The organism is Enterobacter mori LMG 25706 (assembly GCF_000211415.1).
Taxonomy (GTDB): domain Bacteria; phylum Pseudomonadota; class Gammaproteobacteria; order Enterobacterales; family Enterobacteriaceae; genus Enterobacter; species Enterobacter mori.
On sequence record NZ_GL890775.1, the window covers coordinates 571,228 to 594,216 of the forward strand.

Sequence of the window (22,989 nt, forward strand, 5' to 3'; positions counted from 1 at the left end):
CAGCTCGGAAGGGTAGTGGTGCGCACGTTCGGCCAGGCCGACCTTGGCCAGCAGATCTTTTGCCTGCGCTTCCGCCGCCGCTTTGCTCGCCCCGCGCACGCGCAGCGGGCCAAACATCACGTTTTCCAGCGCCGTGAGGTGCGGGAACAGGTAGAACTGCTGGAACACCATGCCCGCTTCCTGACGAATCAGACGCTCATCCACTTTCGGGTCATTGACCTTCAGGCCGTCGACGATCAGATCGCCGCTGGTGATCTCTTCCAGCTTGTTGATGCAGCGCAGCAGGGTGGATTTACCGGAGCCGGATGGCCCGATAATCACCACCACTTCGCCCTGTTTGATGCTCAAATCGATATTGTGCAGCACCTGGGTTGGGCCAAAGTGCTTGGAAACGTTTTTAAATTCAATCACAGGATTTTCATCCTTCTTTCAAGACGACGCAGAACGAAGCTCAGAACCAGAGTGATGATCAGATAGACAACGGCTACCGCACTCCAGATTTCCAGCGCGCGGAAGTTGCCCGCAATGATCTCCTGCCCCTGACGGGTCAGTTCAGCCACGCCGATAACAATAAACAGCGACGTGTCTTTAATGCTGATAATCCACTGGTTACCCAGTGGCGGCAGCATACGGCGCAGCGCCAGCGGCAGAATCACGTGGCGGATCGTTTCGCGACGGGAAAGCCCCAGTGCCAGACCGGCTTCACTGAAACCTTTATGAATCGACAGCACCGCACCGCGGGTGATTTCTGCGATGTAAGCACCTGAGTTGATCATAATGGTCACGACGGCGGCGCTGAACGGGTCAATGCGCAGATCGTTGAAAGCCATTGGCAGGGCGAAGTAGATAAACATGACCTGCACGACAATCGGGGTGCCGCGGATCACTTCGATGAAAACCAGTGCGATGTGGTTTGCAATCCAGCCGCCGTAGGTGCGGGCGAAACCGGCGACAAGACCGATAATCAACCCGCCAACCAGACCCAGGACCGAAATCCACAGGGTCATTTTAGCGCCTTCAAGCAAGAGAGGAATGGCAGGCCAGATGGCGCTCCAGTCAAACTGCATGATGTATTCCTGTATACCGTGGTAAAAAACGAAAAACGCAGGCCCGGCAAGCGTGAGCGCCACCGGGCGTTACAAACCTGAATTCAGGTAAATTATTTAGGCTCGGTACCGAACCATTTTTTGTAGATTTCGTTATAGGTGCCGTTCTCTTTCAGGGTTTTCAGCGCGCCGTTAACTTTCGTGCGCAGGTCGTCGCTGCCTTTCGGGAACGCGATACCGTACTGCTGTGCTTCCAGAGAATCACCGACCGCTTTGAACTTGCCGTTGCCCGCGGTTTTGATGAAGTACAGGATGTTAGGCGTGTCGTGCAGAACGGCGTCAGCACGGTTGGTACCCAGTTCCATGTAGGCATTGTCGATGTTCGGGAACTGGCGCAGATCTTTGGTTTTGATATTCGCTTTCGCGTAATCAACGGAACCCGTACCGCTCTTCACTGCCACCACTTTGCCGTCGAGATCTTTTACGCTTTTTACGTCGTTATTGTCGGCTTTCACCATCACCAGCAGGCCGCTTTTGTAGTAGCCGTCGGAGAAGTCGATCGCTTTTTTACGCTCTTCGGTAATCGTGATACCCGCCAGTGCCAGGTCAACGTTTTTGGTCTGCAGCGCAGGGATGATGCCGCTGAAGTCCATCGGTTTCAGGGTGTAGTCCAGTTTGAGTTCTTTTGCGACCGCAGCCCACAGATCCACGTCAAAACCAACGTATTTGTCACCCTGTTTGAATTCAAACGGAACGAACGCCGTGTCGGTCGCCACAACGAGTTTGTCGGCAGCCTGAGAGGACACTGCAAATGCCAGGGTAAGTGCAGCCAGTGAAACTTTTAATACAGACTTCATAGCATTTCCTTTTATAACCACGGGGCGATCCCCTGCGAGAACGACAGGCACCATGAAAAAATCGTGCCAACTTTACAAGCTGTTGTTTTGCAAAGGGGATGATGTCACGCATTGCACAAAAAATGGAGCAATGATGTCGTGTTGCACCAGCGTGAGGCACCATTTTGGTGCGACTCATTTGGCGTATCTGACGAGGTGATATTTAGCGCAGATTCTGACGGAAAAACAATCTTCCGTTAACGGTTGTGTGAGGTGATTATTACATTTCGTTCACTTTTGCAGGTGTGCAATGCAAAAGTGTGCACCATAAATGTGCAAAACCCCCGCCAGAGGCGAGGGTGTCATTGGTAATTCGTATGGCTTATTCGATGTTAGATTCGATAAACCACAGGAATTGATCCAGGTCGCGAGAGGCGGCGGTGAAGATATCAGCCGTGTCTTCGTCTTTCGCTTCGCCGATGGCTTTACGCACGTCATTCGCGACGATGGCATAACGGTCCGCCAACTCTTTCAGGTGATCCTGAACGGTATGGATATCCAGCGGATAGCTTTTCAGTGGCGTTTTGCTGTTAATCACCTGCGTGGTCCCCAGCGCCACACCGCCTAACTGAACGGCACGTTCGGCCATCGTATCGAGGTGGGTAACCAGTGCTGTGCGGAAGCCATCCAGCATTTCATGAACGGCAATAAAGTTTGCACCGCGCATATTCCAGTGGGCCTGTTTGGTGATCAGCGAAAGATCGATGAACTGGATCACCTGGCGATTCAGCAACTCAATGGTCGCCTTTTTGTCGCTATCCGATACATCGTTACGGGTATAAAGCAGATTAGACGCTTTCGTTTTCACCAGTTTAGCGGTACTCATAATCTCATATCCTCTTGATGTTTGTGTCCCAGGTAATTACGGAACTAAGTATAGCACCGGATTTTTTGCCTGCGGTTTGGCTCTGCCTATCGGTTTAATAGCAAGAAGGATGTTGAGTTTGTATCATGATGAAAATAATAGGTTTTTATGAAATTGATACAGATCAATCTTAATTCTGAACGTACGGTTCGTAGCCCTGTGGATTATTTCGTGACGATGACAGTTTGTGTAACGAAATATGATGAGCGTGGAAGGCGCCTATATTCTGCATGGCGAGAAAGCCATGCAGAATATAGAGCATTAATTGATGTCAACTTTCTTCACTTTGGGTTCAGGGCGCATTGTCAGCGTTGATCCCATAGAGGCCGCGATAATGGAGCACAGTGCCAGCGTCTGGGTAAACGTCAGCGTTTCGCCAAGGAAAACCATCCCCGAGATAGCCGCCAGCGCAGGCTCCATGCTCATTAACGTACCGAAAATGCGTGTCGGCAAACGCGTCAGGGCTATCATCTCCAGAGAATAGGGGAGTGCCGTAGAAAGAATAGCGACCGCCAGCCCCACGGGCAAAATGGACCATTGCCAGATGGATTCGGTGGCCTGCGCCATACCGAGGGGGACAAAGATGATGGCGGCAATCAGCGAGCCCAGCGCAACCGTGGCCGGACCGTGCTCCTCCCCGGCGCGTTGGCCGGTGAGGATATAGACAGCCCAGCAGGCACCCGCGCCCAGTGCCAGCGCGGCACCCGTCAGATCAATCTGCGCGACGCTCTGACCCAACGGCAGCAGGAACCAGAGCCCCAGAACGGCTAACACGACCCAGATGAAATCCACCGGACGACGTGAAGAGAAGAGGGCAACCGCCAGCGGCCCCGTAAATTCAAGCGCGACGGCAATCCCCAGTGGAATGGTCTGAATAGAGAGGTAGAACATGTAGTTCATCGCGCCCAGCGCCAGCCCGTATAAAAGAAGCGGCAGTCGCTGCTCTTTTTTGAAACGCAGACGCCAGGGTTTAAAGATAACCACGAGGATCAGAGTCCCTAATGCGATACGCAGGGCCGTGACGCCCGGCGCGCCCACCAGAGGAAAGAGTGATTTTGCAAGCGACGCGCCACTCTGAATCGACAACATGGCGATCAGTATTACAGCGACCGGCATCCAGACCGATGACGTGCGGGATAACCCTGGCATCCTTTCTCCTGTCAATTTATGTCAAATAGGGTAAAAGCCGCAGTGTAATGGAAATATGCGCTCACGGTTGAGCTACTGTTGAAAAAAAACCAGGGAAAATCCGTAAAATAGATAAGCGTTGCTGGTTTTATCGCCTGTCAGATTAGGAATAATCTGGATGAATGTAACGGCGATGGCGCGCACTATAACTATTTTGCGGCGAAAATTTAACGTAATTTGAATGAGATAGCTGATTCTGGAAACGTTCTGTTACAGGAAAGACCTCGTTAGACATTACGAATCACAAAGAGTTTCGCAAAATTTTTTGATATATTTAAAACTTACGGACTTACTTGAACACATTTGAGGTGGTTATGAAAAAAATTGCATGTCTTTCAGCACTGGCCGCAGTTCTGGCTGTTTCCGCAGGTACTGCTGTAGCTGCTACTTCTACCGTTACCGGTGGTTACGCTCAGAGCGATATGCAGGGCGTGATGAACAAAACTAACGGTTTCAACCTGAAGTATCGTTACGAGCAAGACAACAACCCGCTGGGCGTGATCGGTTCTTTCACTTACACCGAGAAAGATCGCACTGAAAACGGCACCTATAACAAAGGTCAGTACTACGGTATCACCGCTGGTCCTGCTTACCGCCTGAACGACTGGGCTAGCATCTACGGTGTTGTAGGTGTTGGTTACGGTAAATTCCAGCAGACTGAAAACGAAGGTCTGAACCGTACTGCAAGCAACAGCGACTACGGCTTCTCCTATGGCGCGGGTCTGCAGTTCAACCCAATCGAAAACGTTGCTCTGGACTTCTCCTATGAGCAGAGCCGTATCCGCAACGTTGACGTTGGCACCTGGATCGCAGGCGTAGGTTACCGCTTCTAATCACTTCGGTGAGCCAGTAAAAAATCCGCCCATTGTGGCGGATTTTTTTTTGGGGGGTTTGTACCCTCTCGCCAGGGTGAGGGCATCAGACCGCACGAGACGGTAGAGATCACTTACTCTTTATATCAAAAATGTCCGTACCCAGATGGTTATAGTCAACTTTCTGTAACTTGAAGTTGGTAACGTAAACTGGGGGGGCCTTCTTGTTTGAGACAAACGGGTAAGAAATTTTTATCTGCTCTGCAGCAATCCCCGTCCATTGTGAAAAGAAAGCCAGGAAATCATTCGCTGAACGACGCGCTTTAATGATGCGATGCTTTTTGTCGTCACTCGACAGCACCATAAAGGGCACCTGGAAGTTCTGCTGAAATGCATCGTCGTGCGCCAGGTACTGCACCTCTTTACCGCGCTCTTTAAACGCCAGCCCGTGATCGGAGAAATAGACCATCGAGAAACTGTCGCCCGTATTGCGCAGCTGGGCATAGAGCTTGCTGAGCAGGTCGTCGGTTTGCGTCATGGTGTAGAGATAACATGATGTCTCTTTGGACTGCACAAACTCTGTGTACTTTCCGTTTGTACGATCGCACGCCTGAGGATGTGACCCCATCAGGTGCAGAACAATCAGCTGTGGCTGGGTGCGCTGAGTGGCAAAGACCTGCGCGGTCATTTTCAGCAAAGCTTCATCTTTCGTGTTTTTGTCGGCTTCAAAATCACCGCTTTTCAGGAACTGAACCTCATCGGCACGCTTCGCAATACTGGCGATGGCGGTATCGTATTCGCCAATTTGCCCCTGGTTGGAGAACCACCATGTCTGGAACCCCGCGCGGTTTGCCAGCGTGACAAAGTTATCCTGATACTGCGGTTTGCCGTCGACCACACGGTTCAGGGTCAGGCCGAGTGATTTCTGCGTCGAGCCGCTGGCCGCGACGTAATCGGTAAACAGGGCACCGTTAACCGAACTGGCAAACGGCGTGTTATCCCAGTGACCGCCAAAAGCACCGAGCGCATCGCGGCGCGCACTTTCGCCAATCACCACCACGTAGGTATGGTACTTAGGCTTCACGGCCAGCACGTTCCAGGTGTCTTTCATGGTGGAGAGTTCAGCCATACGCGCCTGCTCGTCGAGAACCTCTTTATTATTAACCACGACGTCTTTCACGAAGCGGAAAACCGGATAGCCGATATTGATGAGCCTTAGCTTACCGTCCCAGGGAATATTCTGGATGGGGGCGACAAACGCCACGGCAATGCTGAACACCAGACAGAGTATTTCTATCTTACCCCAGGATTTTTTCTCGCCTGACTGACGGCGGATGGCGATAACGCCCAAAGCGAAGATAAAGAGCCCGACAACGTAGCTGTACCACGGGAAGATCGTCAGGATCTCCGTCGACTCTTCCATATTGGTCGAATGCAGCGCCAGCAGGGTATTGAAGTTTGGCGCGCCGTAGGCCTGGCCAAACGGGAAATACATCGCAGCAACCAGCGAACAGACCCCGACCAATGCTTTCTGCACGCGCGGGGCACTCCGCCACAGCACGTGGAGCACGCAGGTAAATGCCACGGCGTAGAGCAGGCTAAACGGGTAGCCAAGCGCAAAGTTAATCAGCAGCGATTGCAGAAAGTAGAATCCCGTCCACGGGCTTAAGGCCCGGCTGCGGGTAACAAGTGTTTCTTTCAGGGTTAAGTTCATAGATCACTATCATGAAAACGCCATGTGCTCACCCTGGCGCCAAGGGTCAAAGCCTGCCTGACAGTGCGTGGAGAGGGAATGAGGGTCCGCTTCAGCGAGCCGCAAATGGTGCAGGGCTGCAAGAAGATAGTGCGAGCGTGAAATAAGGTCAACAGTTGCTAAACAGATGTTTTGCGAGGGAGACTGCAAATCCGTAAAAAAGATCGGGATTAAGGCGGCCAGAGGCCAGTTTACATGGGGTTTGTGACGGAAAAATGAAGCGGCGTACCGCGACGCCGCTTAGTGAGAAGATTTGTCATCCTGCTGCGGTTTGTTGTTAAACATATCGCACAGCATGTTCAACAGCATTAAGCGCACTTTAAAAGGAGAGTGGGTAAACACGTTCATACACCTATTGAATTCATTCATGTGACCTCCTGATTTCTGATCCCTTCGACCCGTGAAGGGTGACTGCATTACATACAGATATAGCACAGGCTATATTGTATAGCTATGGCTAATTCGTTAAATTTTTGTGCTTGTAGAGCTATGGTTTACAATGTGCGCTCCGTTACAGGACGCTGGAAGCGTCACCCCCATTGAGGAAGCACAATGAACCGTCGCGCAGGTAAGCCAACTACAAAAAAAACGACGCAACTGGTGAATGTTGAAGAGCACGTAGAAGGGTTCCGTCAGGTGCGTGAAGCGCATCGCCGGGAGCTGATTGATGACTATGTGGAACTGATCTCCGATTTGATTCGTGAGGTTGGCGAAGCACGTCAGGTCGATATGGCCGCGCGGCTGGGGGTTTCCCAGCCAACGGTAGCCAAAATGTTAAAGCGTCTGGCGTCAGTGGGTTTGATCGAGATGATCCCATGGCGCGGCGTGTTTCTGACGGCAGAAGGCGAAAAGCTGGCGCAGGAGAGCCGCGAGCGTCATCAGATCGTGGAGAACTTTTTACTGGTACTGGGCGTCAGCCCGGAAATTGCCCGCCGGGATGCGGAAGGGATGGAGCACCACGTCAGTGAAGAAACGCTGGTGAAGTTCCGTGAATTTACACTCAAATATGGTTCTTCTGCTGAATGAACATCCCCGGCCTGCAAGCCCTGACGCGTGACCGTTTCTTTCATCTCTTACTGATTATTGGTGCAGGCTTAAGCCTCTTTGTTCCCTTTACCCCTCACGCCTGGCCTGCGGCTATTGACTGGCGCACGATTATTACCCTGAGCGGCTTAATGATGCTCACCAAAGGGGTTGAGCTAAGCGGCTACTTTGATGTTCTGGGACGCAAAATGGTGCGCCGTTTTGCCACCGAGCGCCGGCTGTCTCTGTTCATGGTCTTTTCCGCAGCGGTGCTGTCGACGTTTCTGACCAACGATGTCGCACTGTTTATCATCGTGCCGCTCACGCTCACGCTGCGTAAGCTCTGTGAAATTCCGGTCAGCCGTCTGATTATCTTTGAAGCACTGGCCGTGAACGCTGGCTCGCTGTTAACGCCCATCGGGAATCCACAAAATATCCTGCTCTGGGGCCGTTCGGGCCTGTCGTTTGCCGCCTTTACCTGGCAGATGGCTCCGCTGGCGCTGGTGATGATGCTTTCCCTGCTGGCGGTCTGCTGGTTTGCCCTCCCGGATAAAAAACTGCAGTACCACAGCGGGACGACGGGCCCGCAGTGGCAGCCGCGGCTGGTCTGGAGCTGTCTGGCGTTGTATATCGTCTTTTTGGTCGCGCTGGAGATGAAGGTTGAGCTGGCGGGCGTGCTGCTGGTTGCCGCCGGGTTTTTAGTGCTGTCGCGGCGGGTGCTGGTGAGCGTTGACTGGACGCTGCTGCTGGTCTTCATGGCGATGTTTATCGATGTCTATCTGCTCATCCAGCTGCCTGCACTGCAAAATGTGCTTCACGGCGTCAGCGGTCTGTCGCAGCCGGGACTGTGGCTGACGGCGATTGGCCTGTCGCAGTTTATCAGCAACGTGCCGTCGACCATTCTGCTGCTCAACTATGTTCCGCCTGACACCCTTCTGGCCTGGGCGGTAAACATCGGCGGGTTTGGGCTATTGCCCGGTTCCCTTGCCAACCTGATTGCCCTGCGCATGGCCAACGACCGCCGCATCTGGTGGCGCTTCCATTTATGGTCGGTCCCGATGCTGATGTGGGCAGCCGCGATCGGTTTCGGACTATTCCTTCTCATATAGTGCGCTATTTGTCAGTTTATCCTGGCAAATGTATAGCAACGTCCTAGCTTTAGTGAACGGCATAGTGTGATGCCGCTCACTGACAGGACCGTTGCTGACCTATGGCTGAAGATCAAAATCCGCCTGCTGACGAGCAGGAAAACAACAATAATGCGCGCAAGCGCCCGGGCAAAAAACCGTTAATTATCCTCGGCGTTGTCGTGGTGGTAATGGTCGTCGTGGCGCTGGTCTGGTGGTTTTTAACCCGTAACGAAGAGACGACCGACGACGCCTTTACCGACGGTGACGTGGTGACCATTGCCCCCAAAACGGCGGGATACGTCACCGAGCTTCGCGTGCGTGATAACCAGCGCGTGAAGAAAGGGGATCTGCTGGTGGTTATCGATCCTCGCGATACTACGGCTCAGCGCGATCAGGCTCAGGCGCAGCTTGGGCTGGCGCTTGCTCAGCTCCACCAGGCTCAGGCACAGCTGGCGCTCTCGAAGGTGCAATATCCTGCCCAGCGTGACGAAGCCAAAGCGCAGGTGCTAAAAGCGCAGGCCGATATGGCGAACGCCCAGGCGGAGTACCGCCGTCAGCGCGGCGTTGACCCGCGTGCGACCACGCAGCAAAGTATCGATTCTGCGAATGCCCAATTGCGCAGTGCGCAGGCCGGACTGGCCAGCGCCCAGGCGCAGCTGGAAGTGGCGGAGCAGGTACAGCTACAAATTCGTCAGCAGGAAACCAACGTTGAAGCCCGCGAACGTCAGGTCGATCAGGCCAAAGCGCAGCTGGAAAACGCGAACCTGAATCTCTCTTACACCGAAGTCCGCGCCCCGTTCGACGGCTTCGTCACCAAACGCAACGTACAGCCCGGCACGCTGGTGCAGGCGGGTACGGCGCTGTTCTCGCTGGTTTCCCCGAACGTGTGGGTGGTGGCGAACTTCAAAGAGTCGCAGCTGGAGCGCATGAAGCCCGGTGACAAGGTCAGCGTCTCTGTGGATGCCTGGCCGGATATGGAACTTGAAGGCCACATTGACAGCATCCAGCAGGGCAGCGGTTCGCGCTTCTCCGCGTTCCCGTCGGAAAACGCCACCGGTAACTTTGTCAAAATCGTCCAGCGCGTGCCGGTGAAAATCGTGATTGATAAGGGGTTGGATCCGAACAGGCCGCTGCCGCTGGGGCTGTCGGTCGAACCGAAGGTGACGGTGGAATGACGGACCACAGCCACGATAGCTGGAAGCCCGCCAGCAACCCGTGGGCGGTGGCAATTGTTGTCACCCTCGCGGTGTTTATGGAAATTCTGGACACCACCATCGTCAACGTGGCGCTGCCGCACGTGGCCGGGTCGCTCTCGGCCAGCTATGACGAATCCACCTGGGTGCTGACCAGCTACCTGGTGGCGAACGGCATCGTGCTGCCCATCTCTGCATTCCTCAGTCGCCTGTTTGGCCGCAAGCAGTTCTTCTTAATCTGCATCGTGATGTTCACCATCTGCTCGTTTCTGTGCGGCATCGCCACCGAGCTGTGGCAAATCATCCTGTTCCGCGTGATGCAGGGCTTCTTTGGCGGCGGGCTGCAGCCCACGCAGCAGTCGGTGCTGCTCGACTACTTCAAGCCGGAGGACAGGGGCAAGGCCTTTGGCCTCTCGTCCATCGCCATCATCGTTGCGCCGGTGCTTGGCCCGACGCTGGGTGGCTGGATCACCGACAACTACTCCTGGCGCTGGGTGTTCTTTATCAACATTCCGGTGGGGATTGTGACGGTACTGGCGATCTACCAGCTGCTGGAAGATCCGCCGTGGGAGAGCAAGTCTAAAGAGAAGCTGACCGTCGACTGGACGGGGATCGGCCTGATCGCCCTCGGCCTGGGCTGCCTGCAGGTGATGCTTGATCGGGGTGAAGATGACGACTGGTTCTACTCGAACTTTATCCGCACCTTCGCGGTGCTGACGCTCATCGGCATTATCGGCGCGATTTACTGGCTGCTGTATGCCCAAAAACCGGTTGTGGATCTGCACTGCATGAAGGACCGCAACTTCGCCATTTCCAGCCTGTTAATGGCAGGGATGGCGATGATCCTGTACGGCAGCTCGGTGGTGATCCCGCAGCTGGCGCAGCAGGACCTGGGCTACACCGCCACCTGGTCAGGGCTGGTGCTGTCGCCCGGCGCGGTGTTGATTGTGTTAACCATCCCGCTGGTGCTGAAGCTGATGCCGGTGGTGCAGACGCGCTGGATCATCGCCTTTGGCTTTACCTGCCTCGCGGTGTCGTTCTTCTGGTCGCGCACGCTGACGCCGGATATCGACTTCGAAACGCTGGTGCTGTTCCGCAGCGCCCAGTCGATTGGGCTGGGTTTCCTGTTTGTGCCGCTGACCACCATTGCCTTTATCTCGATACCGAGGCGGCTCAACGCCGACGCGGCGGCGCTGTTTACCATGTTCCGCAACGTGGCAGGCTCGATTGGCATATCGCTCTCGACGGCGGCGATAACCGAACGCGCGCAGGCGCACAGCGCCCATCTGGCATACCACGCTTCGCCGTTTAACGAACAGTTTCAGCTGGCGATTCGCGAAAGCGCCCAGGCGATTCAAAACTTCACCACCCAGGTGGGCGACCCTACGGGAATTGCCACCGGGCGCATGTACCAGACCATGATCGAGCAGTCGCGCTTCCTGGCCTACATCGACGTTTTCACCCTCCTGAGCGCGGTGGCCTTATTACTGATCCCATTTTGTTTGTTGCTCTCGCCGGTTAAGAGCGAGGGGAGTGCAGGAGCACATTGATGATACACAGACGTTTACACCCCCTGATGATAATGATGCTGCTGGTGGGCTGTGCCGTCGGGCCGGACTACCAGCAGCCCGCGCCGCCCCGCCGTTACGCACTGGAACGATAAGGGCGACGGCGGGGTGAAATCGCAAACTACCTCCGCGGCAACCAACCCGCGCTGGTGGAAGACCTTCGGTTCGCCGCAGCTCGACAGCCTGGTTGAACGCGCCATCGCGGGAAACCTGACGCTGCAGCAAACGGTGCTGCGCATTGCCGGGGCGCGTGAACAGATTAACCAGGCGGGCGGGGCGTTTTATCCGTCGGTGAATGGTAATCTGCAGGCGACGCGCCAGCAGCTCGGGCTTGAAGGGGAGCTAAAATCCCACGGCGTGTACGACCAGGTGGATAACGTCGATCCTGAACTCAGAGGCGCGCTGGGGCCGCTGACGCAGCCGGTTAACCTCTACCAGGGCAGCTTCGACGCCCAGTGGGAAATCGACCTTTGGGGCAAGGTGCGCCGTCAGGTGGAGGCCGCCGAAGCGCAGCAGAAAGCGGCGATAGAGCAGCGTAACGACGCGCTGGTGTCGCTGGAGGCCGAAGTGGCCCGCGCGTGGCTCCAGCTGCGCGGGTCGCAGAGCATTATCGCCACGCTGAACACACAGATTGAGAGCGCCCGGCAGACGCTGGATCTGACCGAAAGCCGCCAGCGCGGCGGGCTGTCTCCGCAGATGGATGTGGAAAATGCCCGGGCGCAGCTGGGGAATCTTGAAGCGCAACTGCCGCAGTACCAGGCACAGGAGCGGCAGGCGATGAACGGCCTGGCGATCCTGCTCGGCAAGCCACCGGGCGCGCTGGATGCGGAATTGCAAAGCGTGCAGCCGATGCCTGCCCTGCCTGATATCGTGCAAACGGGCATTCCGTCGACGCTGGCGCGCCGTCGTCCGGACGTGCGCGAAGCGGAGGCGAACCTTCACGCCGCCACGGCGCAAATCGGCGTCTCGGTGGCCGAGCTGTTTCCGAGCTTTACGCTTTCCGGCCAGTTTGGCCTGCGCAACAGCGAAACTAACTGGCTGACCGACTGGAGCAGCCACTTCTACAGCTTCGGTCCGCAGGTCTCCATTCCCATCTTCCAGGGCGGACGGCTGGTTTCCAGCGTCAAGGTGGCGCGTGCGCAGCAGGGCGCAGCGGTGCTGGACTATCGCCAGACGGTGCTCACCGCGCTCGGGGATGTGGAAAATGCGCTGGTGAGCTATCGCACCGACCAGCAGCGTGAAGCGGGCCTCGCGAAGACCATCGACGCGCTGCAAAACGCGTTCGACCTGGCAAGCGACAGCTACCGACAGGGGATCGCCAGCTTTATCGACGTGCTGGACGCCCAGCGTCAGCTTGCGCAGGCCCAGCAGCAGCGCGCACAGGCGCAGGTGCAGAGCGCGCTCGATCTGGTGGCGCTCTACAAAGCTCTGGGTGGCGGCTGGGAGCCGTATCAGCAGGTGCAATTACCGGACTACAACGTCTTTGGCGACGCCCCGCGCGGATAAATTCAGAGGATTGGGCAAGAAACGGACAGGAACGCCACATTCGCGATGGTTGAGGGGCGGGTATAACTATCGGGTACCCAATCGACATGCGAGGAATCACTTATGCGTTATCAAAAACTGGGCAACACCGGACTGTTTGTTTCTGAACTGTGCCTCGGCACCATGACCTTCGGCGGTGAAGACGGCATGTGGGGCAAGATTGGCCAGCTTAAGCAAAACGAAGCCGAGCAGCTGGTGGGCCGCGCGCTGGACGCGGGCATCAACTTCATCGATACCGCCGACGTCTATTCGGAAGGGCGCTCGGAGACGATACTCGGGCAGGCGCTGAAAAACCTGAACGTCCCGCGCGAAAATGTGGTGGTGGCCACCAAGGTGTTTGGCGAAACGGGCACCGCCGGGGTGAACTCGCGCGGCAGCTCGCGCTATCACATCATCAGCAGCGTGAAGGAGAGCCTGCGCCGCCTGCAGCTCGATCATATCGATCTCTACCAGCTTCACGGCTTTGACCCCGCAACACCGATTGAAGAGACGCTCTACGCGCTGGATAACCTGGTGCAGCATGGCCACGTGCGCTACATCGGCGTTTCTAACTGGGCGGCGTGGCAGATAGCCAAAGCGTTGGGCATTTCGGCGCGTCTGGGGCTGGCGCGTTTTGCGTCATTACAGGCGTACTACACCATCGCCGGGCGCGATCTGGAGCGTGAGCTGGTGCCGATGATGCAGAGCGAAGGCGTTGGGCTGATGGTCTGGAGCCCGCTGGCGGGCGGCCTGCTGAGCGGAAAATATGGTCGCGACGGGACGAGCGAAACCGGTGGCCGCCGTCTGGAGTTCGATTTCCCGCCGGTGGATAAAGATCGCGCCTTCGACTGCGTGGACGTGATGCGCACTATCGCCGAAAGCAAGGGTGTCTCCGTCGCGCAAATCGCGCTGGCGTGGCTGCTGCACCAGAAAGCGGTAACCAGCGTGATTATTGGCGCGAAACGCGTCGATCAGCTGGACGACAACATTGCCGCAACAGGGATCCGCTTAAGCGAAGACGAGCTTAAGCAGCTGGATGCTGTGAGCGCGCTGCCGCGCGAGTATCCGGGCTGGATGCTGGAGCGCCAGGGAGAATATCGCCGTAACCAGCTCGCACAACAGTAACCTTCCTTTTCCCCGGCGACGCTTCGCTTGCCGGGGCTTTTTTTCCCGCACTGCTCACAAAAAACGATCCTCCTCTTTGATCCTAATTTAATCTTCGCCTATATGACTAGTCATGAAATTTTAAATGACTAGTCATATAGGGAGAGACCATGAACAATTCACTGCCAGCCAACTTTTTATGGGGCAACTCGGTGTCCAGCATGCAGACGGAAGGGGCCTGGAACGAGGGTGGGAAAGGGATGTCGGTGTATGACATTCGCGAAGCCGGGGAAAACATCTCCGACTGGAAAGTGGCGACCGACTCCTACCATCGCTATCGGGAAGATTTCGATCTGATGCAGGATCTGGGCATGAACTGCTACCGCTTTCAGATTTCATGGAGCCGCGTCTGTCCGCAGGGCGACGGCGATTTTAACGACGAGGGCATCGCGTTTTACGACCGTTTTATCGACGATCTGATCGCACGCGGCATCGAGCCAATGGTTTGTCTCTACCACTTCGATATGCCGCTGGCGCTGGCGCAGGAGTACAACGGCTTCAATGACCGCCGCGTAATGGACGCCTTTATCCGCTACGGTAAAAAGATGATCGACTGCTATGGCGACCGCGTGAAGTACTGGCTGACCTTCAACGAGCAGAACATCTTCCATATGCCGGAAGCGTTTCGTATTTCGGGCTATATGAAAGGCGAGCAAACCCTGCGCGAGCTGTATGAGCTTCAGCACCATACGATGGTGGCGCACATGGCGCTGACCGAGTATCTGCACCAGACCAAACCGGGCCAGTTGATGGGCGGCATGCTGGCACACCAGCTCATCTACCCGGCCACCTGCAAACCCCGCGATATCTTCTGCGCCCAGCAGTATGACGAATTCCTCAACCAGAACTTGCTGCGCGTTTTCGCCGGACAGGGCTACAGCCCGGCGGTGATGGCGGTGGTAGAGCAAGAGGGCTTTGGTGATATCTACCGCGCCGAGGATTTAGCGCTGCTGGCGCGCACCAGAAACGACTATATGGCCTTCAGCTACTACGCCAGCAAAACGCTGGACAGTGATGCGATCCCGGAAGGCACGCCGGTGAACTATTACCTGCTTCACGGCGAGAAAAACAACCCGTACCTGAAGGCCACCGAGTGGAACTGGCAGATCGATCCGCTGGGCTTTCGCACCATCATCACCCGCTACGCCAACGATTGGCGGATGCCGGTCTTCCCGATTGAGAACGGCATTGGGGTGATTGAATCCTGGGACGGCGTGAACCCGATTGATGACACCTACCGCATCGACTACCACCGGGCGCATATCGAGGCGATGAAAGCGGCAATGTTCGAAGACGGAGCAGAGGTGATCGGCTACCTTGGCTGGGGCTTAATCGACATTCTGAGTTCCCAGGGCGACATGCGTAAGCGCTATGGCGTGGTCTATGTCAACCGGGAAAACCACGACCTGAAAGACCTGAAGCGCGTGCCGAAGAAGAGCTATGCGTGGTTAAAACAGGTTATCCATACCAACGGACGCGAGATGTAAGCCGTACGCTGCCGGGCCGTTTTTGTGACTGATTGATGGGAACTATCCGCTATGTCTGAAACAAAAATAACACCGCACATGCAGTCCTTTGTCGATAAATTTGTTGAGTTCTCGGCGCGCCTGGCAAACCAGGTGCACCTGCGCTCCCTGCGCGACGCCTTCGCCACGGTGATGCCGATTTTCATCCTCGCCGGTCTGGCGGTGCTGGTGAACAACGTGGTGTTTCCGTGGATTTTTCACGGTGACACGCTCGTGCAGTTTAAGGTGTGGGGCGAGGCGATTATCAACGGCACGCTGAACATCGCCGCGCTGCTGCTGGCCCCGATGATTGCCTGGTCGCTGGCGCGCAACAAAGATTTCGACAATCCGGTCTCGGCAGTGGTTATCGCCATCAGCAGCTTCATCATCATGATGCCGATGCGCCTGCAGATTACGCCCGTCGGCAGCGACGCCGCGGTGAACGTGACCCAGGTGCTGACGTTCGCCAATATTGGCTCAACCGGGATTTTCGCCGGGGTGCTGATCGGGTTGCTTTCAACAGAAGTGTTTATCGCCATCTCGCGGCTGAAGGCGCTGCACATTTCCCTCGGGGAAAACGTGCCGCCGGCGGTGAGCAAATCCTTTACCGCGCTGATCCCGACCATTCTCACGCTTTCGCTGTTCGCAGTGCTGGCGGCCATACTGGCAAACGTGCTGCACACGGACCTGATCCATCTTATTACGACCTTTATCCAGCAGCCCCTGCGGCTGATCAACACCAGCCTGCCGGGGACGATTTTCATCTACAGCTTTGGTAACTTTCTGTTCACGCTGGGTATTCACCAGTCGGTGGTGAACAGCGTGGTGCTGGAGCCGTTCCTGCTGATTAACACTAACGAGAACATGCTGGCCTTCGCCAACGGTCAGCCCATCCCGCATATCATCAATAACATCTTTGTGCCGACGTTCGGCATGGTGGGCGGCACGGGCAGCACGATATCGCTGCTGATCGCCATCTTTATCTTCTCCCGACAAAAATCGGCGAAGCAGGTGGCGCGTCTGTCGCTGGCGCCCGGCTTATTCAACATCAACGAGCCGGTGATCTTCGGCCTGCCGATTGTCTTTAACCTGCCGCTGATGATCCCGTTTGTGCTGCTGCCCGCCATCGGCATCTATTTCGCCTGGCTCTGTACTACGCTGGGGCTAATGTCGCGCTGCGTGGTGATGATCCCGTGGACCACGCCGCCAATTCTGAGTGCCTGGCTGGCGACGGCGGGGGACTGGCGGGCGGTGGTGGTGCAGTTGGCAATCATTGTATTTGGTGTATTCTTCTACCTGCCTTTCCTCAAGATTGCCGAGCGAGTGGCGTTGAAAAACAGCGGGATAGAAAACTAACAGAAAGGAAGGACGATGGCGGCGAAGTACATCACCATAGCGCGGGAAATTAAGAAACGCATTATCAGCCAGCAGTACGCCGCCAATGAACCGCTGCCGGACCAGTTTGCGCTGGCGGCGGAGTTCAGCACCAGCCGGATGACCATTCAGCAGGCCATGCGCCAGCTGATTGTCGAAGGGCTGGTCTACACCCGTCAGGGGCAGGGAACGTTCATCCGTAAAAATTTCCTCCAACTCTCGCAGTGGGATCTCTCCGGCAGCGACTACTTTGGCGCCACCAAAACCTGGGAGCATCTTGGAACGGTGACCAGCCAGGTGGTGCATTTCGAACTGCGCTTCCCGAACGAGAAAGAGCAGGCGTCGCTGATGATTAACGCCGATGCGCCGATCTATGACTTTATTCGTCTGCGTTTGCTGAACGGTGAGCCGATGTCGCTGGATTCCACGGTGATGCCGCTGAATCTGGTGCCCGGCCTGAACAAAAGCCATCTTGAAAGCTCGGTGTTCCGTTACGTGCAGGAGACGCTGGGGCTGAAAATAATGGGCTCGTATCGCGTCGTGCGCGCGTTAAAACCAAATGCGCTGGATATGCAGCACTTAATTTGTGAACAGACGGACCCGGTGCTGGAGGTGGAGCAAGTGATCTATCTTGAAGATGGCACGCCGCTGGAGTATGCCCACTGTCACTATCGCTACGACCACGGCGGGATTGTGATCGTGAACAACGGATAAAAAAAAGCGGGCAACGAGGCCCCCTTTTTTATTCGCTTTGCTATCAGTTCAGACGTACTGGCATACCAGAACGGTTCTGGATCGCCTGGTCAACCACGGTCGTTTCCACGTCAGCCTGAGAGGTCACGGACTGCACCGCGCTGGTCAGGTTGATTGGCACGATTTCGTTGTTGTTGATCTGATCTTCGCTGGTGGACAGCGGGTTGTGCACTTCGATGTAACGGCTGCCGTCTGGCTCAGAGGTCGCTTTCACCGGCTCATTGATGAACTGCACGCGGGTACCGACCGGCACGTTTTCGAACAGGAACTTAATGTCGTCGTTACGCAGACGCACGCAGCCGTGGCTGACGCGCAGGCCGATGCCGAAGTTGGCGTTAGTGCCGTGGATAGCGTACAGGCGGCCAATGTACAGCGCGTACAGACCCATTGGGTTATCCGGGCCTGCTGGCACAACGGCTGGCAGCGGTTCGCCCGCAGCAATGTATTCCGCGTGCATTTTCGCGGTTGGGGTCCAGGTTGGGCCCGCTTTCTTACGCTCAACTTTGGTGGTCCAGTTCAGCGGGGTATCTTTACCCAGTTGGCCGATACCGATTGGCAGCACGATAACGGTGTTAGTGCCTTTCGGGTAGTAATACAGACGCATTTCGGCGCTGTTGATTACGATACCTTCATGAACAGTATCCGGCAGGATCAACTGCTGAGGGATGTTCAGCACGGTACCTGCTTTTGGCAGATACGGGTCAACGCCCGGGTTTGCTTCGAGCATGTTAGACAGACCGAGCTGGTATTCAGCGGCAAAATATTCCAGCGGCTGAGCGTTGCCTTCCGGCACAATCACCACCTGGTTTTGCCCAACCAGACGGCTACCGTCTGTCGGCAGGGGATACGTCACCGCAGAAGCGGTCTTGCAAAAACCTACTACGGCTAACGCTGCCGCAAAAAGCGTTGTCAATTTCATGTTCATGTTGTGCGAGGTATCTAAGCCATTCAGGCGATGAGTTGATAAGTCTGAATCTGTGATGGGAGCGCATTATATGTGCATTCCCGCTAACAGGGAATTCAGATGTGTACGCAATCACATTTTTTTCGATTTTGTTAAAGTTTAGTGGATTGCCGCAACACGGGATCTCAATTCGGAATTGTGGCATAATGCCGTGTTTATCACACTTTTCGCAGGAATCTCCCCGTGTTAGTTACCAGCAACGTCACTATGCAGTTTGGCAGTAAGCCGCTGTTCGAAAACATTTCCGTCAAATTTGGCGGCGGCAACCGTTACGGCCTGATTGGTGCCAACGGTAGCGGAAAATCCACCTTTATGAAAATCCTCGGCGGTGACTTAGAACCGACGCTCGGCAACGTGTCGCTCGACCCTAACGAGCGTATCGGTAAGCTGCGTCAGGATCAGTTCGCCTTCGAAGAGTTCACCGTGCTCGACACCGTGATCATGGGGCACGCGGAGCTGTGGGAAGTGAAGCAGGAGCGCGATCGCATTTACGCGCTGGCCGAAATGAGTGAAGAAGACGGCTATAAAGTGGCCGATCTGGAAACGCAGTACGGCGAGATGGACGGTTACTCTGCGGAAGCGCGCGCGGGCGAGCTGCTGCTGGGCGTAGGCATTCCCGTTGAACAGCATTACGGCCCGATGAGCGAAGTTGCGCCAGGCTGGAAGCTGCGTGTGCTGCTGGCACAGGCGCTGTTCTCTAACCCGGACATCCTGCTGCTCGACGAACCGACGAACAACCTGGACATCGATACCATCCGCTGGCTGGAGCAGACGCTGAACGACCGCGACAGCACCATGATCATCATCTCGCACGACCGTCACTTCCTGAACATGGTCTGTACGCACATGGCGGATCTGGACTACGGCGAGCTGCGCGTCTACCCGGGCAACTACGACGAATACATGACGGCGGCCACCCAGGCGCGTGAACGTCTGCTGGCGGATAACGCCAAGAAGAAAGCGCAGATTGCTGACCTGCAGTCCTTCGTCAGCCGCTTTAGCGCCAACGCCTCTAAGTCGCGTCAGGCGACCTCGCGTGCGCGTCAGATTGACAAAATCAAGCTGGACGAAGTCAAAGCCTCCAGCCGTCAGAACCCGTTCATCCGCTTCGAGCAGGACAAGAAGCTGTTCCGTAACGCGCTGGAAGTGGAAGCCCTGGCAAAAGGCTTTGAGAACGGCCCGCTGTTTAAAAAATTCAACCTGCTGCTGGAAGTGGGCGAGAAGATTGCCATTCTGGGCGCCAACGGCGTGGGTAAATCCACCATGCTGAAAACCCTGGTGGGTGAACTGCAGCCGGACAACGGCACCGTGAAGTGGTCTGAAAATGCGCAGATTGGCTACTACGCGCAGGACCATGAATACGAGTTCGAAAACGACCTCACCGTCTTTGACTGGATGAGCCAGTGGAAGCAGGAAGGCGACGACGAGCAGGCGGTGCGCAGCATTCTGGGCCGTCTGCTGTTCAGCCAGGACGACATCAAAAAGCCGGCTAAAGTACTTTCCGGTGGTGAAAAAGGCCGCATGCTGTTCGGTAAGCTGATGATGGAAAAACCAAACATCCTGGTGATGGACGAACCGACTAACCACCTGGACATGGAATCTATCGAATCCCTGAACATGGCGCTGGAGATGTATCAGGGTACCCTGATCTTCGTCTCTCACGACCGTGAGTTCGTCAGCTCGCTGGCGACCCGCGTGATTGAAATTACGCCAGAGCGCGTGGTGGACTTCACCGGAAACTACGAAGACTACCTGCGCAGTAAAGGTATCGACGGCTAAAAAAAAGCCCGGTGGCGCTACGCTAACCGGCCCACGTTCTGTTCCCTCTCCCAGTGGGAGAGGGTTAGGGTGAGGGCATCAGGCCGCACTACATCACCCACTCACTCCCTTCAACCCCGTTCACCAGCAGCTTACGTTTTTCCCCCGCCGGTAACGACACCTTCAGCGCTTTCCACGCCGGACGGTAATCCCCGCGCGCGTTCACCTTCAGGTTAATGGTTGCGCCGTCACACACCATTTCCCATTCAACCCACAGCGCATTGCCGTTCTGGTAGCCCCAGCTTTCTCCGTCATCTTCAAACAGTATGCCAGAGGTTGTCCCGACGCCTTTTATCGGGAACAGCTTCAGCTCGCGGGTATTGTCTTTTTCAGCAGAGACGTGGGTAATGCGCTCGCTTAGCGGCAGACCGGCACCGGCGCGTACCAGCAGCGGCAGTTTTTCCAGCGGCGCATCGAGAACAATCGACTGGCCGCCCGCATACCACGCGTGGGTGTAAAAATCGTACCAGCCGGTGGCGTTATCCGGCAGCCAGACGCGGCGCTCGCGCTGCCCGGCTTCGACGACGCTGGCCACCAGCAGGTCGCGGCCAAGCAGGAAGTCATCGCACTCCTCAAACGTCTGCGCATCGTGCTCATGATCGAGGAAGGTCGGGCGCAGCATCGGCTCGTCGTCGGCGTGCGCCTGCCAGAGCAGGGTGTAGAGGTACGGCAGCAGGCGGTAGCGCAGCTCCACCGCGCCACGAATGGCTGGCGTGACGCCCGGGTACATCCACGGTTCGTCCACGGTGTGGTCATCGTTCCACGAGTGAATGGTAAAGCGCGGATGCATCACGCCGTTCTGCACCCAGCGAACGAACAGCTCGGCGTCCGGTTTGTCGCCGGAGAAACCGCCGACGTCGTGACCGACGTTGAACAGCCCGGACAGGCTCATGCCCAGCCCCATGCGGATGTTATAGCGCAGGGTGTCCCAGCTGGTGCGGTTGTCGCCGCTCCAGGTCTGGACGTAGCGCTGCATCCCGGCGCAGCCGGAGCGGGAAATCAGGTACGGACGCTTTTCCGGCGCGAAACGCTGCTGCGCTTCAAGCGAGGCGCGCATCATCAGCAGCGGCATCACCGGGCGAATGTGCTTGATGGCGATCTCCTTGCCGAAGCCAAAGCAGCGCGCTTCCCCGTCCCACACTTCGTATTCGTTGTTGTCGTTCCAGGTGGAGTCGATGCCCATCTCCAGCAGCTGCGTGGTGACGCCGTTCTGCCACCACTGCACCGTCTGAGGGTTGGTAAAATCGAGGTGCGAGCCTTCGTCATCCCAGAAGCTGGAACGTTCCGGCGCATCGGTTTCTGAATCGCGAATGAACAGGCCGCTTTCCGCCACTTCGCTATAGCGCGGATGATCCTGCAGCAGGCACGGCTTGATGTTGGCCGCAAGCTTCAGCCCCGCGTCGTGGAACGCCTGGCTCATTACCTTCGGCTGCGGCACCTTGTCATAGTTCCAGTTGAAGACGTAGCGCTTGCCGTTGATGGAGGTATAGCCGGAGGAGAGCTGGAACGAGTCGCACGGAATGGCGTGCTCTTCACACAGGCGGATGAAGTTCATCAGCTGGTTTTGCGCGTCCGGCGCGTCGGTGTAGTGCATGGTCGAGCCGCTGTAGCCCAGGGTCCATTTTGGCCCGAACAGCGTTTTTCCGGTCAGGCGCACGAAGGCCTTGGTGACGTCCAGCACGCGCTTGCCGGTAAAGATGTAGTAATCGATATCGCCCGCTTCCGCCTGCCAGCGGCGGCAGGCGGTGTGGTAGTTGTCTATCTCGTTGCCCAGATCCAGCCAGCAGCTGCTCAGGTTGTCGTAGAACAGGCCGTAACTCACGTCATCGCGGCGGGTGAGGGTGAACGGAATGTGCTTGTAGAGCGGGTCGGTGCTGGCCGCGTTGTATCCCATTGCGTCGAGGTTGCGCATCTCGTAGCGTTTGCCGTTGCGCTGCAGATCGCCCGCTTTCTCGCCCAGACCATAAAAACGCTCATCCTTACGACGGCTCAGGTAATGCGCAACGCCGTCGCCGTGGGCGTTCAGGAGGTAGGCGCTGGTTGGACGGTCGTTGACCAGCGGCAGCCACTCGCCCGCCTCATTGCGGTAGTGCCACTCCAGCCACAGCGGCTGGTGGACGGTCACGCGCAACCGTTCGGTTGCCACGGTTAGCGTCTCACCCTGCTGCGTGAGCGTCCAGGCCGGGCAGGTAAAACCGCTTAAATCGTCACGGCGGCGGCCTTCCCAGGGCACGTCTTTTTCCGGCGCGATGCTCCAGGTGCGGTCCAGCGCCAGCTCGCCTTTGCGTTTGATCAGCACACGGAACAGGTTCTCTTCCAGCACGTACAGGCACAGGCGGTGCTGATTATCGACCAGCAGTTCCAGATGGTTTGCTGACTGTTTATCTACGGTCCAGTTTTTCAGGGTTTTCAT

Annotated in this window: 19 protein-coding genes and 1 pseudogene; 11 read left to right on the forward strand and 9 right to left on the reverse strand. The window is 56.4% G+C overall.

Annotated elements, in window-relative coordinates; genetic code table 11:
- The 5 genes from ENTMO_RS26490 to rhtA form a co-directional block, all read right to left on the reverse strand.
- Positions 1 to 411: ATP-binding cassette domain-containing protein (locus tag ENTMO_RS26490; RefSeq protein ID WP_010428916.1), on the reverse strand; the 411-nt coding region annotated here is incomplete at its 3' end.
- Positions 408 to 1,067, reverse strand: coding sequence for a glutamine ABC transporter permease GlnP (glnP, locus tag ENTMO_RS0107785; RefSeq protein WP_010428919.1), 660 nt, complete (start codon positions 1,065 to 1,067; stop codon positions 408 to 410). The genes ENTMO_RS26490 and glnP, both read right to left, overlap by 4 nt.
- A gap of 92 nt (positions 1,068 to 1,159) precedes the next feature.
- Positions 1,160 to 1,903, reverse strand: coding sequence for a glutamine ABC transporter substrate-binding protein GlnH (glnH, locus tag ENTMO_RS0107790; RefSeq protein WP_010428921.1), 744 nt, complete (start codon positions 1,901 to 1,903; stop codon positions 1,160 to 1,162).
- A 361-nt stretch (positions 1,904 to 2,264) separates the two neighbouring features.
- On the reverse strand, positions 2,265 to 2,768 hold the full coding sequence (gene dps / locus ENTMO_RS0107795; protein WP_010428924.1) for a DNA starvation/stationary phase protection protein Dps: 504 nt from the start codon (positions 2,766 to 2,768) through the stop codon (positions 2,265 to 2,267).
- Between the two features lie 300 nt (positions 2,769 to 3,068).
- A complete protein-coding gene (gene rhtA, locus ENTMO_RS0107800) occupies positions 3,069 to 3,956 on the reverse strand; it encodes a threonine/homoserine exporter RhtA (protein WP_010428927.1) in 888 nt (295 codons plus the stop codon).
- Positions 3,957 to 4,309: 353 nt separating this feature from the next.
- Between rhtA and ompX the strand changes: the two genes are divergently transcribed.
- Complete coding sequence (ompX, locus tag ENTMO_RS0107805) at positions 4,310 to 4,828, forward strand: outer membrane protein OmpX (RefSeq protein WP_010428930.1); 519 nt, start codon at positions 4,310 to 4,312, stop codon at positions 4,826 to 4,828.
- Between the two features lie 109 nt (positions 4,829 to 4,937).
- Here the strand turns inward: ompX and ENTMO_RS0107810 are convergent, their stop codons facing one another.
- Both ENTMO_RS0107810 and mntS read right to left on the reverse strand, forming a co-directional pair.
- Positions 4,938 to 6,521, reverse strand: coding sequence for a phosphoethanolamine transferase (locus ENTMO_RS0107810; protein ID WP_010428932.1), 1,584 nt, complete (start codon positions 6,519 to 6,521; stop codon positions 4,938 to 4,940).
- A gap of 279 nt (positions 6,522 to 6,800) precedes the next feature.
- Positions 6,801 to 6,929 carry a manganase accumulation protein MntS gene (gene mntS / locus ENTMO_RS23960; RefSeq protein ID WP_010428936.1) on the reverse strand — a complete coding sequence of 43 codons (129 nt, stop codon included), beginning with the start codon at positions 6,927 to 6,929 and terminating at the stop codon, positions 6,801 to 6,803.
- A gap of 183 nt (positions 6,930 to 7,112) precedes the next feature.
- On the opposite strand from mntS, the gene mntR reads away from it, so the two are divergent.
- The 9 genes and pseudogenes from mntR to ENTMO_RS0107865 all read left to right on the forward strand — a co-directional run bounded on the left by mntR (position 7,113) and on the right by ENTMO_RS0107865 (position 17,755).
- Positions 7,113 to 7,586: a manganese-binding transcriptional regulator MntR gene (mntR, locus tag ENTMO_RS0107820; RefSeq protein ID WP_010428939.1), complete on the forward strand. Its 474-nt coding sequence runs from the start codon at positions 7,113 to 7,115 to the stop codon at positions 7,584 to 7,586.
- On the forward strand, positions 7,583 to 8,692 hold the full coding sequence (locus tag ENTMO_RS0107825) for an anion transporter (protein WP_010428942.1): 1,110 nt from the start codon (positions 7,583 to 7,585) through the stop codon (positions 8,690 to 8,692). The genes mntR and ENTMO_RS0107825 overlap by 4 nt, the downstream gene beginning before the upstream one ends.
- Before the next feature lie 101 nt (positions 8,693 to 8,793).
- Complete coding sequence (locus ENTMO_RS0107830; RefSeq protein ID WP_010428945.1) at positions 8,794 to 9,888, forward strand: HlyD family secretion protein; 1,095 nt, start codon at positions 8,794 to 8,796, stop codon at positions 9,886 to 9,888.
- Positions 9,885 to 11,456 carry a DHA2 family efflux MFS transporter permease subunit gene (locus ENTMO_RS0107835; RefSeq protein WP_010428947.1) on the forward strand — a complete coding sequence of 524 codons (1,572 nt, stop codon included), beginning with the start codon at positions 9,885 to 9,887 and terminating at the stop codon, positions 11,454 to 11,456. Before ENTMO_RS0107830 ends, ENTMO_RS0107835 begins: the two co-directional genes overlap by 4 nt.
- Positions 11,456 to 12,980 (forward strand): annotated as a pseudogene (locus tag ENTMO_RS0107845) (efflux transporter outer membrane subunit). The gene ENTMO_RS0107835 and the pseudogene ENTMO_RS0107845 overlap by 1 nt, the downstream one beginning before the upstream one ends.
- Positions 12,981 to 13,082: 102 nt before the next feature.
- Entirely contained in the window at positions 13,083 to 14,123 is a 1,041-nt protein-coding gene (locus ENTMO_RS0107850; protein ID WP_010428955.1) for an aldo/keto reductase, read from the forward strand.
- A 149-nt stretch (positions 14,124 to 14,272) separates the two neighbouring features.
- Positions 14,273 to 15,649, forward strand: coding sequence for a glycoside hydrolase family 1 protein (locus tag ENTMO_RS0107855; protein ID WP_010428958.1), 1,377 nt, complete (start codon positions 14,273 to 14,275; stop codon positions 15,647 to 15,649).
- Between the two features lie 51 nt (positions 15,650 to 15,700).
- Positions 15,701 to 17,023 carry a PTS sugar transporter subunit IIC gene (locus tag ENTMO_RS0107860; RefSeq protein WP_010428960.1) on the forward strand — a complete coding sequence of 441 codons (1,323 nt, stop codon included), beginning with the start codon at positions 15,701 to 15,703 and terminating at the stop codon, positions 17,021 to 17,023.
- Positions 17,024 to 17,038: 15 nt separating this feature from the next.
- A complete protein-coding gene (locus ENTMO_RS0107865) occupies positions 17,039 to 17,755 on the forward strand; it encodes a GntR family transcriptional regulator (protein WP_010428962.1) in 717 nt (238 codons plus the stop codon).
- 43 nt (positions 17,756 to 17,798) lie between these two features.
- On the opposite strand, the gene ldtB is transcribed toward ENTMO_RS0107865, so the two are convergent.
- Positions 17,799 to 18,719, reverse strand: coding sequence for a L,D-transpeptidase (gene ldtB, locus ENTMO_RS0107870; RefSeq protein ID WP_010428965.1), 921 nt, complete (start codon positions 18,717 to 18,719; stop codon positions 17,799 to 17,801).
- Positions 18,720 to 18,941: 222 nt separating this feature from the next.
- On the opposite strand from ldtB, the gene ENTMO_RS0107875 reads away from it, so the two are divergent.
- Positions 18,942 to 20,537 carry an ABC-F family ATPase gene (locus tag ENTMO_RS0107875; RefSeq protein WP_010428967.1) on the forward strand — a complete coding sequence of 532 codons (1,596 nt, stop codon included), beginning with the start codon at positions 18,942 to 18,944 and terminating at the stop codon, positions 20,535 to 20,537.
- A gap of 88 nt (positions 20,538 to 20,625) precedes the next feature.
- Here the strand turns inward: ENTMO_RS0107875 and ENTMO_RS0107880 are convergent, their stop codons facing one another.
- Positions 20,626 to 22,989 carry a glycoside hydrolase family 31 protein gene (locus ENTMO_RS0107880; RefSeq protein ID WP_010428969.1) on the reverse strand — a complete coding sequence of 788 codons (2,364 nt, stop codon included), beginning with the start codon at positions 22,987 to 22,989 and terminating at the stop codon, positions 20,626 to 20,628.

Bases quoted from the DNA above. Each gene is read 5' to 3' on its own strand.
- ompX (WP_010428930.1), top strand. From the start codon at position 4,310: ATGAAAAAAATTGCATGTCTTTCAGCACTGGCCGCAGTTCTGGCTGTT.
- ENTMO_RS0107860 (WP_010428960.1), top strand. From the start codon at position 15,701: ATGTCTGAAACAAAAATAACACCGCACATGCAGTCCTTTGTCGATAAA.
- ENTMO_RS0107880 (WP_010428969.1), bottom strand. From the start codon at position 22,989: ATGAAAACCCTGAAAAACTGGACCGTAGATAAACAGTCAGCAAACCAT.
- ENTMO_RS0107850 (WP_010428955.1), top strand. From the start codon at position 13,083: ATGCGTTATCAAAAACTGGGCAACACCGGACTGTTTGTTTCTGAACTG.
- ENTMO_RS0107865 (WP_010428962.1), top strand. From the start codon at position 17,039: ATGGCGGCGAAGTACATCACCATAGCGCGGGAAATTAAGAAACGCATT.
- dps (WP_010428924.1), bottom strand. From the start codon at position 2,768: ATGAGTACCGCTAAACTGGTGAAAACGAAAGCGTCTAATCTGCTTTAT.
- glnH (WP_010428921.1), bottom strand. From the start codon at position 1,903: ATGAAGTCTGTATTAAAAGTTTCACTGGCTGCACTTACCCTGGCATTT.
- ENTMO_RS0107810 (WP_010428932.1), bottom strand. From the start codon at position 6,521: ATGAACTTAACCCTGAAAGAAACACTTGTTACCCGCAGCCGGGCCTTA.
- mntR (WP_010428939.1), top strand. From the start codon at position 7,113: ATGAACCGTCGCGCAGGTAAGCCAACTACAAAAAAAACGACGCAACTG.
- ENTMO_RS0107855 (WP_010428958.1), top strand. From the start codon at position 14,273: ATGAACAATTCACTGCCAGCCAACTTTTTATGGGGCAACTCGGTGTCC.
- ENTMO_RS0107825 (WP_010428942.1), top strand. From the start codon at position 7,583: ATGAACATCCCCGGCCTGCAAGCCCTGACGCGTGACCGTTTCTTTCAT.
- rhtA (WP_010428927.1), bottom strand. From the start codon at position 3,956: ATGCCAGGGTTATCCCGCACGTCATCGGTCTGGATGCCGGTCGCTGTA.
- ENTMO_RS0107835 (WP_010428947.1), top strand. From the start codon at position 9,885: ATGACGGACCACAGCCACGATAGCTGGAAGCCCGCCAGCAACCCGTGG.
- ldtB (WP_010428965.1), bottom strand. From the start codon at position 18,719: ATGAACATGAAATTGACAACGCTTTTTGCGGCAGCGTTAGCCGTAGTA.
- glnP (WP_010428919.1), bottom strand. From the start codon at position 1,067: ATGCAGTTTGACTGGAGCGCCATCTGGCCTGCCATTCCTCTCTTGCTT.
- mntS (WP_010428936.1), bottom strand. From the start codon at position 6,929: ATGAATGAATTCAATAGGTGTATGAACGTGTTTACCCACTCTCCTTTT.
- ENTMO_RS0107830 (WP_010428945.1), top strand. From the start codon at position 8,794: ATGGCTGAAGATCAAAATCCGCCTGCTGACGAGCAGGAAAACAACAAT.